Here is a 12,778-nt window from a genome sequence, read left to right as displayed (position 1 = left end):
GCGCCGGCGCGGGAGGGGAAGCCAGGCCATAGGCCGGAGCACCTCACGGCTCGGGGGTCATCCTCTCCCCGCGACGCTGCCGGAAACCGGGCGTCGGATCCAGGTACAGCCGTTTGATCACCGGGAACGACTCCCGCAGTCGCGCTTCCGCACGTTCACAAGCCCCTACGACGTCGGCCGCTGTCGCCGTTCCGTGGAAGTCGACCTTGGCGGCGACCAGGGCCTCGCGCGGGCCCTGCACGAGGGTCGTCAACTCCAGTACGGCTTCGATGTGTTCCACTCGAAGCAGCTCAACGCGTATCCGCTCCCGAACGTCACCAGGGAGTGCGCGGCCGATGAGGAACTCGACGTTGGACCGGCCGAGCACGCAGGCGACACACAACAGCAGCGCGCCGATGCACAGGGAGGCGATGCCGTCCCACAGGCCGGAGCCGGTCAACTGTCCGCCGAGCAGTCCGACGGCGGCGAGCAGCAGGCCCACCAGGGCGGCGGAGTCCTCCAGGACGACGGCCTTGACGGCGGTGTCGGGGGTGCGGCGCAGGAAGCGCCCGAAGGGCACTTTGACGCGGGCTGCCTCACCGCGCGCCTGCTTCAGGCCGGTGCGCAGCGAGTAGCCCTCCAGGAGGAAGGCGACGACGAGGACGACATAGGAAACCAGTGGGTCGCCGGGGTCTTCGCCGTCGATCAGGGTGTGGATGCCGTCGTAGAGGGAGAAGACGGCGCCGCCGACGAAGGTGGCGACGGCGGCGAGCAGTGCCCAGATCCAGCGTTCGGGGCCGTGGCCGAGGGGGTGGTCCTCGTCGGCGGGGCGGGCGCTGCGTTTGAGGGAGGTCAGTAGCAACACCTCGGTGACGGTGTCGGCGACCGAGTGCGCGGCCTCCGACAGCATCGCGCTGGAGCCGCTGATCAGGCCGGCGACCGCCTTGGCCAGGGCGATGCAGAGATTGACGAGGGTGGCGACCACGACCGTGAAGAGGCTCTCGCCGTTCCCTGCCGCTGTGTGTACTGGTTCAGACATGACCTCGGGGTGTCCTGTGCGGGGTGAACGGGAGGGCGAGCGGGAAGCCCGGGGCGGAGGAGTCGGCGCGCTGCCGGGGCAGTGCCGGTGCGGGGATCCACCACGCGGCCCGCCCGGCGAAGGGTCGTCGCCGGCGAGTCGGTACGGCATGTGGGCGGCGGCCGGGAGCGGGTCGGCCGGGACGAGGCCGGTGTGCACGGGAAGCACCGCGGCCTCGTCGCCGCGCCGCACGGGCGTCAAGGCGAAGGCCGGTTCGCGGGTGCACCGACGAAGCCGGTCCTCGATGCCCCGGGCGTCCTGTGCCAGGGCCTCGGACAACTGTGCCTCTGCCCGCGGCACCTCGTCCCGGACAGGCGGTCTCCCCCAGGATCCCGCGCGGCAGCGTCGCCGGCGGCACGGACGAAGCCCCGCGACACCGGGCCGTGGGACGGGGGCCGTTGTGGAGCGCGCGGCGCGGGCCGACCAGCCAGGGTTCGACGCGGTCGTCGCCCTGTCCGCCGATCGCCGGGTGCGATGCGCCGGCGAGCGCCGCACCGGCCTGCCGCCGGGCCCGGAGACCGGTGAGCGCGCTCACCGGCAGACCGGCGATGCGCGGGGCGACCGTGTCGACGTCCGCTTCCAGGGGGGTGCGTAGTGAGCCGCGGGCATCTGAGCTCCCTCTGCGCCTGCTTGTTGCCGGCGGGACGCACGGCCACCAGTTCATCATGTGCGTCTCCGCGGCGAACTCTAGGCGCACGATCGCCGAGGACTTGCCGATCAGCGCACAGTCAGGGCACCGAGAGTGCACGGCGGTGGCCGGATGTCCGGCCGTCCGTACCGCCGGTGCGGAGGGCTCCTGGTGCCGGCCTTCGCCCGACCCGCCTGCCCGCCTCTTTGTGCACGGGGTGGTCAGAGTGCGTGCGCATGTACGCAAGAGCGGACGTGGCAGCGGCCGTAGCGTGACCGCAGTCCAGTGGATCCCGTATCCGGTGGGCATGGCCGCGCCGGGACCACCGGCACATCCATGACGTCTCAGGAGTGTGCAATGTCTTACGTGTACGAGCCGGTCCAGCCGGTGCTGGAGCCCGCCGCGGCCGCGTTCGCCGAGGCGACCGCCAACCCGCCGTACCTGCCCGACCTGGGCCCGGTCGAGGGCCGCAAGACGGTCGACGAGGTACAGTCCGGCGACATCGCCAAGCCCGCGGTGGACGACGAGTGGATCACCGTCGAGGGCGGTCCGACCGGCTCGGTGCGGGCCCGGATCGTCAAGCCGGCCGGGGCCGCGGGCACGCTGCCGGTCATCCTCTACATCCACGGCGCCGGCTGGGTCTTCGGCAACGCCCACACCCACGACCGCCTCGTCCGCGAACTCGCCGTCGGAGCCGACGCGGCCGTGGTGTTCCCCGAGTACGACCTCTCCCCCGAGGTCCGCTACCCGGTCGCCATCGAGCAGAACTACGCGGTCGCCCAGTGGATCGTCAAGGACGGCGCCGGCAAGGGCCTGGACGCGTCCCGCCTCGCCGTGGCCGGTGACTCGGTCGGCGGCAACATGGCCGCGGCGCTGACGCTGATGGCCAAGGAGCGCGGTGACGTCTCCCTGGTGCAGCAGGTGCTGTTCTACCCGGTCACGGACGCGAGCTTCGAGACCGGTTCCTACCACCAGTTCGCCGAGGGCTACTTCCTGCGCCGCGACGGCATGCAGTGGTTCTGGGACCAGTACACCACCGACGAGACCGAGCGCGCCCAGATCACCGCCTCGCCGCTGCGGGCCACCACCGAGCAGCTCACCGGCCTGCCCCGGGCGCTGGTCATCACCGCCGAGGCCGACGTGCTGCGCGACGAGGGCGAGGCGTACGCGTCCAAGCTGCGCCAGGCCGGCGTCGCCGTCACCGCCGTCCGCGTCGAAGGCGTCATCCACGACTTCGTGATGCTCAACGCCCTGCGCGAGACCCACGGCGCGGACCTCGCCATCACCACGGCTGCCCGCACCCTGCACGCCGCTCTGCACACCAGCTGACCGCGGGCGGGACGGCGCGCGCGGAGCAGGTACCGCCTGCGCGAAAAGGCGGTCAGCCGGACGGTTGGCCGCCTTTCGCCGTCCGACCGTCCGCCGCCCCGGCCCCCGCCCCATACCCCGTGGAGACACAGTGACGACACCCGACAGCATCGACCCCGACGTCCCGCCCAGCGGCACCGGCTGCGTGGAGTGCGAGGCCACCGGCGCCTGGTGGTTCCACCTGCGGCGCTGCGCGCGCTGCGGTCACATCGGCTGCTGCGACGACTCCCCCTCCAAGCACGCCACCGCCCACGCCCGGGCCAGCGGGCACCCGATCATCCAGAGCTTCGAACCCGGCGAGGACTGGTTCTGGGACTACGACACGTCGACCTTGTACGAGACGGGGCCGCGGCTCGCGCCGCCGCACAGCCATCCGGCCGACCAGCCCGTTCCCGGACCCGCGGGACGGGTGCCGGCCGACTGGGCCGACCAGTTGGGCTGACCCGGCCCGCCCCGCCCCTTCCCTGCACAGTCACCGCATGAGGTACATCGCGCCCTGATAGGCCCTACCCGTCACCACACCTGGTTTCAGTTCCGGACCCAGCCCGTTCGAGAGTTTCGACAGCCTGGTGGCCCGCTTCTTCGGTGACCCCGCCGCGCAGACCCGGTCGTCGTGGCAGGTCGGCATGGGCACGCGGCTTTCGGAGCGGGGCCGTGAACTGATGGCCCGCGCCCGCGTCATCGCCTCCGCCGACAGCAGCGAGCAGGTCGACACCCGGCACCTCCTCGCCGCGGCCGTCGAACACGACGCGACCAGGCGTCTGCTCATCGAGGCCGGCGCGGAGCCCGACCGGATCAAGGCGCGGCTCGACATCGGCGCCCAGGGCCGGCCCCGTACCGAACCCACCACCCTCACGCCCGCGGCCCAGCGCGCCCTGCTGGACGCCTACCGGATCTCACGTGCCGATGGCTCCACCCACATCGGGCCCGAGCACCTGCTGCGCGCCCTGACCGCCGACGCCCAGTCGGCGGCGGGACGCGCGTTGGCGGAGAGTGGTCTGAAGAGCGGACGGCCGCCGGCCGGGGACGACGGCACCGGCCGGCGGCGCCCGTCGAGCACTCCCACGGTCGACGAGTACGGCCGGGACCTCACCGACGAAGCCCGCGCCGGGCGCCTCGACCCGGTGATCGGGCGGGACGAGGAGGTTCAGCAGACCATCGAGGTCCTCTCCCGGCGGGGCAAGAACAACCCTGTGCTGATCGGCGATCCCGGCGTGGGCAAGACCGCCGGCGTCGAGGGCATCGCCCAGCGCATCGTGTCCGGCGAGGTCCCGAAGACCCTCGCGGGCAAGCGGCTGGTCTCGCTGGACCTGGCCGGGATGGTGGCCGGCACCAAGTACCGCGGTGAGTTCGAGGAGCGGCTGAAGAAGGTGCTCGACGAGGTCCGCGAGCACGACGACCTCGTGCTGTTCCTGGACGAGTTGCACACCGTCGTCGGCGCGGGCGGCGGGGGCGACGGCGCCCTGGACGCGGGCAACATACTCAAGCCGGCGCTGGCCCGCGGTGAAGTGCGCCTGGTGGGTGCCACCACTGTGGACGAGTACCGCAAGCACATCGAGAAGGACGCCGCCCTGGAGCGCCGCTTCGCCCCCATTCTGGTCGGGGAGCCGTCCGTCGACGACACGGTCGAGATTCTGCGCGGACTGCGCGACCGCTACGAGGCCCACCACCAGGTCCGCATCACCGACGAGGCGGTCGTCGCGGCGGCGGAGCTGTCCGACCGCTACCTCACCTTCCGGTTCCTGCCCGACAAGGCCATCGACCTGATGGACCAGGCCGCGGCCCGGGTACTCATCGGCGGCGCACGGCGGAGGGCCGCCGGGCCGGGGCCGAGTCGTCAGAGACGGAATCCGTGGCCGGAGCTCCGGTTCCGTGCTGAAGGGCTCGCGCCACTCGCCGGAGACGAGGTTCACCCTGCCCATGGCCTGATGGACGTCGCTGCCCGGCTCTTCCATGCCGGCGAGCCGGGCATCGAAGGGCATCAGCGCGTCGTGGTCCTTCGAAGTGGGTGTCCAGCAGCCCGCGGGGTCGTCGGGCTGGACCAGGGTGCCGGTGGCGGCGTCAGGGCGTACGTCTTGCCATCAGCGCTGCCGATGTAGACGGCACCGTCGACGACCGCGAGCGAAGGAAGCTGGTCTTCGCCGCCGGTGGTGCAGGCCTATTTCTCGGTGCCGGTGGCGGCGCGGGTCCGGGTTGCACGGGTGCCGGAACCGAAACGGAGCGGCGTCGCGGTACACGGAAAGGCGTCGCAGTGCGGGGAAAGCGGGCTGTCTTGAAGCCGCCCGCGAGGAGGGCGCCGGCAGCCGCGTCGACACCAGGAGTGCGCCGGCACCCGGACCATCGGCCCTGGATTTCGGTGGCTCGCAGCGCTGTAGCGGCCGGGCGCCGTGGCAGGGCCCCGGGGACTGTGAAACGCTCGGAATCAGTGGCATATCCGTCCTTCACCGCACATCGACGGCGAACGAGAGAGCCGCCCCGTCCGTGTCGGGGGTTCACCCGGTTTTTGGCCCTGTGTTCGCCGAGTGGGGAACACACGATGACGACGACCGAGCACCCGCACGACCACGACGGCCACCAGGATCCGACCCTGTACCGCACCCCGGCGGACGCCGTCGCCGCGCCCGGGGAGGGACTCGCCTACGTCGTCGGGTTCGACCCGGCCGGAGCGCGCCCGGACGCGCTGTTCACCGTCGGCACCGACCCCGGCTCCGCGTCGTATGGCCGGGTGATCGCCCGCGCCGAGGTGCCCGGCGTGGGCAACGAACTGCACCACTTCGGCTGGAACGCCTGCTCGAGCGCGCTGGCCCATGCCGGTCACCACCAGGCCGCGCGCCGCTATCTCCTCGTCCCCGGACTGCGCTCCTCCAGGCTGCACGTCTTCGACACCGTCCCCGATCCGGCCCGCCCCCGCCTGGTCAAGACGGTCGAGCCAGGTGAACTGGCCGCCCGGGCCGGGTACTCGCGCCCCCACACCCTGCACTGCGGTCCCGACGGCGTCTTCCTGTCGTGCCTGGGCGGCGCGGACGGCGCGGACGGGCCCGGCGGCGTGGCGCTGCTGGACCACGAGAGCTTCGAGGTGCTGTGCGGTTGGGAGAGCGAGCGCGGGCCGCAGCATCTCGCCTACGACGTCTGGTGGCACCTGGCCCAGAACATCGCCGTGACCAGCGAGTGGGGAACCCCTTCCATGATCGAGGGCGGTCTCGTCCCCGACCTGCTGCTGGGACGCCGTTACGGCCACTGCCTGCACTTCTGGGAACTCGGCACCGGTCGGCACCTGCAGCGGGTCGACCTGGGCGACGCCCACCAGATGGTGCTGGAACTGCGTCCCGCGCACGACCCTGAGGCCACCTGGGGGTTCACCAACACCGTGGTCGACGTCGAGGACCTGTCGGCCTCGGTGTGGCGGTGGCACCGCGACGGCTCGGACTTCCACGTCACCAAGGTGATCACCCTCCCGGCCGAGCCCGCCCCGGCCGAGGACCTGCCCCCGGCGCTCAAGCCGTTCGGCACCGTGCCCCCGCTGATCACCGACATCGACCTGTCGGTGGACGACCGGTGGCTGTACGTCTCCGCGTGGGGCACCGGCGACCTCATCCAGTACGACGTGAGCGACCCGCGGCGACCCCGGCGGACCGCGGCCGTGCGGCTCGGCGGCATCACCGCCCGCCGGCCGCACCCGGCAGCGCCCGACGTGCCGCTGACGGGCGGGGCCCAGATGGTCGAGGTCAGCCGCGACGGGCAGCGCGTCTACCTGACGAACTCCCTGTACGCCGCCTGGGACGAGCAGTTCTATCCCGCGGGCATCGAACCGTGGATGGTCAAGCTGGACGCCGATACCTCACGCGGCGGGCTGTCGGTGGACGAGCGCTTCTTCCCCCACGGCGAGGACTTCGCCGGCCTGCGCGTGCACCAGACACGCCTGCAGGGCGGCGACGCCTCCTCCGACTCCTACTGCTACCGCCGCTGACCCCAGGACCGGTAACGACGTCCGGGCCGGCGCCGGTGCGCCAGGGCGCCGCCCGCTGGCCGATGCGCCAGATGCCGGCCAGGGACTTGATCTGCTGTGACTTCGGCACCGCCACCACGTAACCGACGTCGGTGCCGGTGGCAGCGGGCACCTGGACCTGCCGTGGGCGCAGCAGTGCGTCGTAAACGGCGTACTGGGTGAGACACGTGGTGCCGTCGTCGTTCAGGGACTTGGTCGCCACCCAGGAGGCGGCCAAACAGTCGATCTCGGAGGTGTCAGCCCTCCTCCCCCGGCATGAGTCGGCGCCGAGGGCCTGCGGCCGTGACAGGGGCACGTTCTTCCTCGTCGGACCGGTATGACCCGGCGGAGCGAGTGCCCGAGGTGGGGGAACTCCGGCGGCCGGCTGGGTACGGTCGATCGCCTCTCGGTGAGCGTGCACGCCCCCCGGCAGCGCGCGGGCGGCATCAGGAATGCGCGGCGGCACCTCAGCCGGAGCCCGGGCGCCGGGGTGGGGCCGGGCGCAGGGCGAGCAGGGCGATGTCGTCGCTGCTGTCGGAGCCGAACTCGATGATCAGGTCGTCACAGAAGACGTCGAGAGGATCTTGTGCGTGGTCGGCGGTGTGCCGCCGGAGCCGGTTCATCGCGTCGTCGAGGGACTCTCCGCGGCGCTCGATGAGGCCGTCGGTGAAGAGCAGCAGGGTGGAGTGGGGCGGCAGCGGGTCCCAGGCGGAGGGGCGGGGCATGTCGGGGTCCAGGCCGATCAGCAGGCCCCTGCCCGCGTCCAGGTAGTGGGTGTCGCCCTCCTGGGTGGTCAGCAGGGGCGGCAGGTGGCCGGCGGAGGAGTGGTGCAGGTTCCCGTGGCCGTCGTCGTTCTTGACCAGGGCGTAGACACAGGTGGCGGTGGACTGGGGAGAGAGGGTGTGGCTGGCGAGGTCCAGGCGCCGCAGGACTTCTCCGGGCGGCTCCTGTCGGTCGACGGCGATGCCGCGCAGCATGTTACGCAGGGTGCTCATGGCGACGGCGGCCTTGAGGTCATGGCCCGATACGTCGCCGATGACCAGCACGGTGTCGCCGCTGGGCAGGACGAAGGCGTCGTACCAGTCCCCGCCGACGTCGGCGGAGGTGCTGGACGGGAGGTAGCGGGCGGCCAGCTCCAGGTGTTCGACATGGGGCAGCTCGGGCAGCAGGGCACGCTGGAGCTGCTCGGCGTTGAAGCGGGCGCTCTGGTGCAGCCGCGCGTTGTCGACCCCGAGAGCGATGCCGCGGACCAGTTCCGCGATCAGGAGGATGTCGCCCTTGCCGAACGGGTCCTCGTCCCGGGAACGGACCATGGTCAGGGCGCCGAAGACATCCCGTTGGGCGCGCAGCGGAGCGATGACGGCGCTGCTCCCCCCGAGCTGCTGCACCAGCTCCAGCTGCCGGGCGTCCAGGGGACTCCGGGCCTCGCCGAGCGAGGGGATGTCGGTGATCAGCAGGGGGCCTGCGCCGCGCAGCACCCGGGGCAGCGATCCCTGTGTGGTCTCGGACAGCGGGGGCAGCCTGCCGAGGTGCCGCCCCGGAATCGGCACGTGGGGATCGCGGTGGACGATGCAGACCCGCTCCACCTGCCCGCGCTCGTCGAGGAGGTCGACCGCGCACCAGTCGGCCAGTTGCCGGGTCAGGACCTGGCACACCCGCTGCAGCCTCTCGTTCGGGTGGAAGGGGGAGCTGGTCATGGCCCTGCCGGTGTCCGCGAACAGGGACAGCCACTCCGGCGCCGCCGTCTCGAGGCTCGCCATCGTCGCCTTTTTGATGGTGGTCGGCAGGTGCACCGGCCCCGGCGCCGGACGCGTGGTGTGCCGGCCTTTCAGCAGCGGGTGCGGCGGTGCAGGGGGAGCCGTCGACGTGGTGAGCTGAGCGACGAACACGGTGCGCCCGTCGACCGCCTCCTGGGTCTGGATGGCCAGGCGGACCGGGATCATCCGGCCGTCGCGGTGCAGTGCCGGAACCGGTATGGAACGGCCCAGGATGCGGGACTCGCCGGTGAGCAGCAGCGAGGTGAAGGCCGCGACGTGGCGTTTGCGCAGGTGCTCGGGGATGAGCATGGTCAGGCGCTGTCCGACGAGGTCGTGCGCGTGCCAGCCCAGCAGGCTCGCCGCTGAGCTGTTCACCGCGATGATCCGGTTGCGGTCGTCGGCCGCGACGGTCGGCACGCTGGCGGCCTCCACCTCGCTCGCGTCCCAGGGCGCCAGTTCCACGGGGATGGCGCCCGGCTCGCCGGGGACCAGCGTCCACGCGAGGGGGTGTTCCCCAGACAGCTGGCCGGCGATCTGGTCGAACAGCCAGTGCCGGAAGGCCCGGATCTGCGGGAGTGCCGGGAGGGTGAGCAGGCTTCCCTCCTGTGCCGACGCCTCGGCCGCGTCGAGGACCTGGCGCAGGGTCACCGCGTCTTGGGCGGCATCCGCCGGGAACGCCACGAGCAGGGAGAGCGTGGAGGTGTCGGGGGTCTCCTGCTCCACCGCCGCCGTCATGCACGCGCAGATCATGTTGCTCATGTCCTGGGCGGCAACCAGGTCCTCGGGTTGCACGCCCGTCCGGCGGGCGGTGGGCGCGGCGAGGAAGAGCTCGCGCAGCAGCCCCTCCCAGTGCTGTTGCGCCGCCCAGTACAACGCGTACGGTACGTCGCTCAGCGTCACGGTCATGGTCTGGCCGGACGGCCGCATGGTCTCCCATGCGGACGTCGGAGGCGCCGGCGCCTCGGGCCACAGCTCGAACCAGACGGTCTTGCGGTCCGCGCCGCTGTGGACGCCGTGGCTGGTGGCCAGCTCCTCCACCAGGGCCAGACCCCTCCCGGTGCAGGCGTAGGGGTGGCGGTCGTGCGGCACCAGCCCACGGTGCGGCCGGCGGTCACTGACCCGCACATGGGCCCGGCCCTCGACGAGCCAGACCCGTACCTCGATCTCGGTGCGTGCGTGGAGCACGGCGTTGGTCACCAGCTCGCCGGCCAGCAGCTCGGCGGTGTCCTCCACATCGGGCGTGACACCGTCCAGCACCGACCGAACGAACCGCCGGGCCATCGCGACGCTCTGCGGCGCCGGCGGCAGGAGTCGCGACGGCGCCCCGGGCGGAATGGGGCTGCCCATACCGCCCGGGTGCCCAGAAGCATCCACGCAAAAAGGGCGGCTGCCACCGCGGACGCCACGGGAAACCAGCGCCGCATCCGAGCGCGGGAGGTGCCAGGGGGCGTCTTGTCGATCATGTGTTGAGCCAGATGAGTGTGCCGGCCAGGATGATCGCGGCGCGGTAGCGGGCGGGGTGTTTGTCGTAGTGGGTGGCGATGCCCCGCCACTGCTTGAGGCGGTGGAAGCAGCGTTCGACGACGTTACGGCGCCGGTGGACGGCCCTGTCGAAGCCGCACCGGCGTCCGCCGCGCCGTGCCCTGCCCGCGAGCTGGTCGACGCGTTCGGGGATGGTCGCCTTGATTCCGCGCTTGCGCAGGCAGGCGCGGAAGGAGCGGGCCGAGTAGCCCTTGTCGGCCACGACCCGTTCGGGCCGCCGGCGCGGTCGTCCGGGCCCGGGCCCGGCGACCCGGATCGCGTCGATGACGGCTTCGGCCTGGGTGCATTCGTTGCGGGTGCCGGCCGTGACGAGGAAGACCAGTGGCCGGCCGCGTCCGTCGCAGGCCAGGTGGATCTAATAGCTCAGGGGTGAGCCCGAGCACGGAAGCGCAAGGGCCCGCTTTGTGAGGTGGAAGCCTGCCCCGTTCCTGAACCGCGATCCCTCAGTTCAGACCGGTTTCTCCTCCACCATGCCGCCGGGCGGAGGCCCAAGGTGGATCCGGGGACGCGATCCCTTCAGCAAGACCGCGCCCCGCCCGGCGGCACCCAGCCAGGTTTCATGTCCCCAGCCCGCCGGCAGGGACCGACCTCTCAGAAGTTCGCGAGCCCAGAGCTCTCCAGCAGACCGAGGTCCCTGCCGGTCGCTGGAGACACGAACGGCTCATGAGATGGCGTGCCCTGAGCACTTCTATTAGAGCGCCGCGTGCTCCGCACGGAGCCGACCAGCACACTGACGCAACGCGCAAACGGGAGAACGAGGTTGAGCAAGGTCTTCTGCGGCATCGACTGGGCCGAGAACCACCACGACATCGCCCTGGTCGACCAGGACGGAACCCAACTGGCCAAGCTGAGGATCAGCGACGACAGCGCCGGCTTCCACGCACTCCTGGAGCTGCTGGCCCGCCACGGCGACAGTCCCGAGGCGCCCATACCGGTGGCCATCGAGACTCCGCGCGGCCTGCTGGTCGCCTGCTTGCAGGCCACTGGGCGGAAGGTCTACGCGATCAACCCGCTGGCCGCCGCACGCTACCGCGACCGCAGCAGCGTCGCCCGGGCCAAGTCGGACGCCGCCGACGCCCGCGTCCTGGCCAACATCCTCCGCACCGACATGTCCGCCCACCGGCCGCTGCCCGCCGACAGCGAACTCGTCCAGGCCGTCGCCGTCCTGGCCCGCGCTCATCAGGACGCGGTCTGGGACAAGACCCAGATGGTCAACAGACTCCGCTCCCACCTGCGCGAGTACTACCCAGCCGCTCTCCAGGCGTTCCACGGCGCTGGCGCGCTGGGCCTCGACTCCAAGCACGCCCGCGCGGTCCTGGCCGCGGCACCCAATCCGGCAGCAGCGGCCCGGCTCACCCGCAGCCAGCTGCGTGGCCTGCTCAATCGCGCCGGTCGGCTTCGGCGCGGGATCGACGCCGAGGTCGAACGGCTCCGGGAGATCTTTCGCAGGGACTGCCTGCACCAGCTGCCGATGGTCGAGCAGGCCATGGGCCGGCAAGCCCAGGCCCTCCTTCAGCAGCTCGACGCCACCTGTCGGAGCGTCGACGACCTCGCGGCAGCCACCGAGGAAGAGTTCCTCTCTCATCCCGACTCGGAAATCATCACCAGCTTCCCCGGGCTGTCGGTGATGTCCGGAGCCCGTGTTCTGGCCGAGGTCGGTGACGACCGGGAGCGGTTCGCCGATGCCCGGGCTTTGAAGGCATACGCTGGCGCGGCTCCAGTGACCCGGGCCTCCGGCCGCAGCCGTGTCGTGGTCGCCAGGGCCGTTAAGAACCAGAGGCTGGCCTCCGCGGGCTATATGTGGGCTTTCGCCGCCTTGCGCTCACATGAACCTCGGGAGCACTACGACGGCCGACGCGCCGGCGGCGAACGACACACCGCCGCCCTGCGGAACCTGTTCAACAAGCTCCTCGGCTGTCTCTATCACTGCCTGCAGAACCGCACGCTCTACGATTCCGAGCGGGCTTTTGCCCTGCCTGTCGCACTCGCCACCTGACCGCCGAAGTTGACCTTCAGCGACATGAGATGTCTTGCTGGTCAACCCGCCGCGGGAGCGTCCCAGTCCTCGTTCCTCGAGCCCCCTTTGGGGGCAGTGTGCTGATGAGCCCTGACGATCGTGGAGTCGAGCGGGACCAGCCAGTCCACCTCGGCCCGCGCCCGGGCCGCGGCCAGAAGCCGGTCGAAGGTGCCGTCGGCGGCCCAGCGGGCGAACCGTCCGTGCACCGTCTGCCGGGGCCCGAACCGCTCGGGCAGATCCCTCCAAGGCACGCCGGTACGGAACGGGAACACGATGCCTCCCAGCACCTGGCGGCGATCCCGCCACCTGCCCCGGGCACGGCCCACCGGAGGCAGTAGCGGCTCGATCACTGACCAAGCGGCATCGGATATCTCCTCATCCCTCACGGCCAGTCCAACGATCGGATGACCGGAAAGACGCTCCC

Annotated in this window: 8 protein-coding genes and 2 pseudogenes; 5 read left to right on the top strand and 5 right to left on the bottom strand. The window is 71.6% G+C overall.

Annotation, left to right across the window (positions count from 1 at the left end; translation table 11 throughout):
- Positions 1 to 43 precede the first annotated feature (43 nt).
- Complete coding sequence (locus tag ABZV94_RS10805) at positions 44 to 1,018, bottom strand: cation diffusion facilitator family transporter (RefSeq protein ID WP_356339467.1); 975 nt, start codon at positions 1,016 to 1,018, stop codon at positions 44 to 46.
- A gap of 1,024 nt (positions 1,019 to 2,042) precedes the next feature.
- On the opposite strand from ABZV94_RS10805, the gene ABZV94_RS10800 reads away from it, so the two are divergent.
- The 3 genes and pseudogenes from ABZV94_RS10800 to ABZV94_RS10790 form a co-directional block, all read left to right on the top strand.
- Entirely contained in the window at positions 2,043 to 3,014 is a 972-nt protein-coding gene (locus tag ABZV94_RS10800) for an alpha/beta hydrolase (protein WP_356339465.1), read from the top strand.
- 130 nt (positions 3,015 to 3,144) lie between these two features.
- Positions 3,145 to 3,495 carry a UBP-type zinc finger domain-containing protein gene (locus tag ABZV94_RS10795; protein WP_356339463.1) on the top strand — a complete coding sequence of 117 codons (351 nt, stop codon included), beginning with the start codon at positions 3,145 to 3,147 and terminating at the stop codon, positions 3,493 to 3,495.
- Positions 3,496 to 3,679: 184 nt separating this feature from the next.
- Positions 3,680 to 4,849 (top strand): annotated as a pseudogene (locus ABZV94_RS10790) (ATP-dependent Clp protease ATP-binding subunit); the annotation flags it as partial.
- A gap of 185 nt (positions 4,850 to 5,034) precedes the next feature.
- Here ABZV94_RS10790 and ABZV94_RS10785 read toward each other — a convergent pair.
- Positions 5,035 to 5,160 (bottom strand): annotated as a pseudogene (locus tag ABZV94_RS10785) (hypothetical protein); the annotation flags it as partial.
- A 429-nt stretch (positions 5,161 to 5,589) separates the two neighbouring features.
- On the opposite strand from ABZV94_RS10785, the gene ABZV94_RS10780 reads away from it, so the two are divergent.
- Positions 5,590 to 7,020 carry a selenium-binding protein SBP56-related protein gene (locus tag ABZV94_RS10780; protein WP_356339460.1) on the top strand — a complete coding sequence of 477 codons (1,431 nt, stop codon included), beginning with the start codon at positions 5,590 to 5,592 and terminating at the stop codon, positions 7,018 to 7,020.
- Positions 7,021 to 7,505: 485 nt separating this feature from the next.
- On the opposite strand, the gene ABZV94_RS10775 is transcribed toward ABZV94_RS10780, so the two are convergent.
- A complete protein-coding gene (locus ABZV94_RS10775; RefSeq protein ID WP_356339458.1) occupies positions 7,506 to 10,142 on the bottom strand; it encodes a SpoIIE family protein phosphatase in 2,637 nt (878 codons plus the stop codon).
- A 112-nt stretch (positions 10,143 to 10,254) separates the two neighbouring features.
- On the bottom strand, positions 10,255 to 10,686 hold the full coding sequence (locus ABZV94_RS10770; protein ID WP_356339532.1) for an IS5 family transposase: 432 nt from the start codon (positions 10,684 to 10,686) through the stop codon (positions 10,255 to 10,257).
- A 411-nt stretch (positions 10,687 to 11,097) separates the two neighbouring features.
- On the opposite strand from ABZV94_RS10770, the gene ABZV94_RS10765 reads away from it, so the two are divergent.
- A complete protein-coding gene (locus ABZV94_RS10765; protein WP_356339456.1) occupies positions 11,098 to 12,333 on the top strand; it encodes an IS110 family transposase in 1,236 nt (411 codons plus the stop codon).
- Positions 12,334 to 12,374: 41 nt separating this feature from the next.
- Here the strand turns inward: ABZV94_RS10765 and ABZV94_RS10760 are convergent, their stop codons facing one another.
- Complete coding sequence (locus ABZV94_RS10760) at positions 12,375 to 12,740, bottom strand: IS5 family transposase (protein WP_356339454.1); 366 nt, start codon at positions 12,738 to 12,740, stop codon at positions 12,375 to 12,377.
- Positions 12,741 to 12,778: the final 38 nt, after the last annotated feature.

Source organism: Streptomyces sp. NPDC004658, from assembly GCF_040609555.1.
In the GTDB taxonomy this organism is placed as follows: Bacteria; Actinomycetota; Actinomycetes; order Streptomycetales; family Streptomycetaceae; genus Streptomyces.
The sequence above is the reverse complement of the archived record's forward strand: the minus strand, read 5'-3'. Positions and strand labels throughout refer to the sequence as shown.

Excerpts from the sequence above, each read along its gene's own strand:
- ABZV94_RS10805 (WP_356339467.1), bottom strand. The coding sequence starts at position 1,018 with ATGTCTGAACCAGTACACACAGCGGCAGGGAACGGCGAGAGCCTCTTC.
- ABZV94_RS10800 (WP_356339465.1), top strand. The coding sequence starts at position 2,043 with ATGTCTTACGTGTACGAGCCGGTCCAGCCGGTGCTGGAGCCCGCCGCG.
- ABZV94_RS10775 (WP_356339458.1), bottom strand. The coding sequence starts at position 10,142 with ATGGGCAGCCCCATTCCGCCCGGGGCGCCGTCGCGACTCCTGCCGCCG.
- ABZV94_RS10780 (WP_356339460.1), top strand. The coding sequence starts at position 5,590 with ATGACGACGACCGAGCACCCGCACGACCACGACGGCCACCAGGATCCG.